This window comes from Ruegeria sp. AI2, assembly GCF_056541275.1.
Window position 1 is genome coordinate 1 of record NZ_JBQFYB010000035.1, and the last position, 3,330, is coordinate 3,330.

The 3,330-nt window shown below is 60.2% G+C and carries 4 protein-coding genes; all 4 read right to left on the minus strand.

Annotation, left to right across the window (positions count from 1 at the left end; all coding sequences use genetic code 11):
• Positions 1 to 854 (minus strand): glucose-1-phosphate thymidylyltransferase RfbA (gene rfbA / locus ACR0LL_RS20875; RefSeq protein ID WP_480589199.1); only part of this gene is annotated, 854 nt, incomplete at its 3' end.
• On the minus strand, positions 851 to 1,717 hold the full coding sequence (rfbD, locus tag ACR0LL_RS20880; RefSeq protein WP_480589201.1) for a dTDP-4-dehydrorhamnose reductase: 867 nt from the start codon (positions 1,715 to 1,717) through the stop codon (positions 851 to 853). The genes rfbD and rfbA, both read right to left, overlap by 4 nt.
• Positions 1,714 to 2,757, minus strand: a complete 1,044-nt coding sequence (gene rfbB, locus ACR0LL_RS20885; protein WP_480589203.1) for a dTDP-glucose 4,6-dehydratase — start codon at positions 2,755 to 2,757, stop codon at positions 1,714 to 1,716. Before rfbB ends, rfbD begins: the two co-directional genes overlap by 4 nt.
• 3 nt (positions 2,758 to 2,760) lie before the next feature.
• Positions 2,761 to 3,318 carry a dTDP-4-dehydrorhamnose 3,5-epimerase gene (gene rfbC, locus ACR0LL_RS20890; protein ID WP_480589205.1) on the minus strand — a complete coding sequence of 186 codons (558 nt, stop codon included), beginning with the start codon at positions 3,316 to 3,318 and terminating at the stop codon, positions 2,761 to 2,763.
• Between the last annotated feature and the right edge of the window lie 12 nt (positions 3,319 to 3,330).

Consider the following 3,330-nt stretch of genomic DNA (forward strand, 5'->3'; position numbering starts at 1 on the left):
TCGTTTTTGCCGAATTTGCGGGCGCGGGCTTCGAGGTCCTGGTCGTTGATCCAGCCCAATGTATGGGCGATTTCGTCGGGTGATCCGGTTTGCAGGCCTTGCCTGTCCTGAAGCGTGCGCACGAAGTTTCCGGCGTCCAGCAGGCTTGCATGGGTTCCGGTATCCAGCCAGGCGTAACCGCGTCCCATGCGGTTGACGCTGAGCAACCCGGCCTCAAGGTACATTTCAAGCAAGGTGACAATCTCAAGCTCGCCGCGTGCAGACGGTTTTACGGCGCGGGCCCGTTCAGGGGCAGAGCCGTCCAGAAAATACAGTCCGGTCACGGCGTAGTTCGATGGCGGCACTTGGGGTTTCTCGACAATCTGGGTGACGGCGCCAGCCTCGTCATAGGCCACGACCCCGTAGCGTTCGGGGTCAGCGACCCGATAGCCGAAGACAGTGCCTCCGGTCTCTTTGGCGTCTGCCGATTGCAGGATCTCGGGCAGGCCGTGCCCAAAGAAAATGTTGTCGCCCAGCACCATGGCCGAGGGGGCACCATCCAGAAAATCTTCCGCCAGAATATAGGCTTGCGCCAACCCGTCAGGAGAAGGTTGAACAATCCAGGTCAGGGACAGGCCCCATTGGCTTCCATCACCCAACAGGCGCTGAAACTGCTCCTGATCCTGCGGCGTCGTGATCATCGCGATGTCGCGGATCCCGGCCAGCATCAGCACCGAAAGGGGGTAATAGATCATCGGCTTGTCATAGATGGGCAAAAGCTGTTTCGAGACGCCCATCGTGATCGGATAAAGACGGGTGCCTGACCCGCCTGCCAGAATGATACCTTTGCGTTTCTTGCCGTTCCGGGTCGTCATGTGCCGAGCTCTCCAAGGTCTTCAAGTATGCTGTGCAGGCCCGCCTTCCAATCCGGACGGGGCACGCCCAGTTCCGTTGTCAACGTCGTGCAGTCCAGGCGGCTGTTCAGGGGGCGTTTCGCGGGGGTCGGGAATGCGCTGGACGGAATGTCTTCGACATTGCAGTCAATGCCGGCCTGATCGAAGATCTCGCGCGCAAAATCGGCCCAGCTGACATCAGGGCCACCGCTGCAATGGTAAATTCCGGTCTTTTCATCCGGGTTTGTCAAAAGAGCACGGGCCGCGCCGATACAGGCCTCGGCCAGTGCCGATGCCGGGGTTGGCCCGCCAATCTGGTCTGCGACGATCGTCAGGTGGTCACGCTCTTTGCCGAGGCGCAGCATGGTTTTGACGAAGTTATGTCCATGTGACGACACCACCCAAGAGGTTCGTATGATTGCATGGGGTCCGCCCGCCGCAATCACACCGGCCTCACCCGCCAGCTTGGTGCGCCCATAGGCGCCCAGCGGGCCGGTCGCGTGGTTGGGTAAGAACGGGGCCGTGCCCGCCCCGTCAAACACATAATCCGTCGAGACCTGAACAAACGGCAATCCGCGCCCGGCCGCAGCTTTGGCCAACGCCGTGGGCGTGGTTCCGTTGATCAGCAGGGCAAGGTCTTCCTCCGCTTCGGCCTTGTCGACGGCGGTATATGCGGCGGCGTTGATCACCGAATCCGCGTCGGTGTTGCGAACCAGGGCCGCGCACCCTTCAGGATCGGTAAAATCCGCCTTGTCGCGCCCAAGCGCTTCAACCGAGATATCCCCGCCACACCGGATCAGTTCCCGGCCCAGTTGACCGGTCGCCCCGAAGACCAGAAGTTTCACGCGCTGACCCCCAGCCGTTCGCCAACACCGGACCGGTTCTGTAAAGATCGCCACCAGTCTTCATTGTTCAGGTACCATTCAACCGTTCTGCGCAGACCTTCCTCTACCGTCACGGACGGGCGCCACTTCATTTCGCTGCGCATCCGCGAGGGATCGATGGCGTAACGCGCATCATGCCCGGGGCGGTCTGTGACAAAGGTGATCTGGTCCGCATAGACCCCCTGCGGTTTCGGGCGCAGGTCGTCCAGGATCGCGCAAAGCGTCTGCACCAGTTCCAGGTTGCTGCGCTCGTTCTCGCCACCGATGTTATAGGACCGGCCGACAGTCCCCTTTTGCACCACCAGCAAAAGTGCGTCGGCGTGATCCTCGACATACAGCCAGTCGCGGACATTCGAGCCATCGCCATAGATCGGCAGCGCCTTGCCCGCGATTGCGTTCAGGATCACAACGGGGATCAGCTTTTCAGGGAAATGATAGGGTCCGTAATTGTTCGAACAGTTGGTCAGCACCACCGGCAGGCCATAGGTCTCGTGCCAGGCCCGGACCAGATGATCGCTGGAGGCTTTCGACGCGGAATAGGGTGACCGCGGATCATAGGGGGTATCCTCGGTGAACTGGCCGGTGGGGCCCAGGCTGCCAAAGACTTCATCGGTCGAGATATGGTGGAACCTGAAAGTGTCCGGTTTTCCTTGTCCGGCCCAATAGCTGCGCGCCGCCTCCAGCATGTTGTATGTACCCAGGACATTGGTTTCGATGAAAGCCCCCGGCCCGTCGATGGACCGGTCAACATGGGATTCCGCCGCCAGGTGCATCACAGCATCAGGCGCATGTTGGGCAAACACCGCCTTCAGGGCTGCAGGGTCGCGGATATCTGCGTGAACAAAGGCATAGTTCGGGTTCTCTGCAACCTCGGCAACATTGTCGAGGCAGGCCGCATAGGTCAGCGCATCAAGGTTCACGACCTGATGTCCGTCCGCAATGGCACGCCGCACGACCGCGGACCCGATGAAACCCGCACCACCTGTCACCAACAGTTTCATATTCTATCCTTCGTAAACAAACGGGCTGTCAAAATCGGCCAGCGCAGGCGCAATCCTGTCCTTGTCGCTCAGCACCGGGTTCCCCTGCAAGGGCCAATCAATACCACAGCTGTCCCAGCGCACACCCCCATCGGCATCCGCATTGTAAGAGCTGGTACATTTGTAGCAGATTTCGGTGTCGGGCTCTAACGTCACAAAACCATGGGCAAATCCCGCCGGCACCCAAAGCTGCCGCCCGTTCTCAAAGCTGAGCTCGATGCCGAAAGATTGCCCATAGGTCGGTGATCCCTTGCGGATATCGACGGCGACATCATAAAGCGCGCCCCGGCCCGCGCGCACCAATTTGCCCTGCGCATGCGGAGGCGCCTGAAAATGCAGGCCGCGCAATGTCCCCACCGAGGACGACAGCGAATGGTTGTCCTGCACAAATTCCGGCAACACAACCCCAGCCTCCTCCAGACGCGCCTTGTTCCAGCTTTCGGAAAAAAACCCGCGCAAATCCCCATGCCGCTGCGGGCGAATAACCAACACACCCGACAACCCCGTCTGCTCAATCTCCATAACACCTAACCT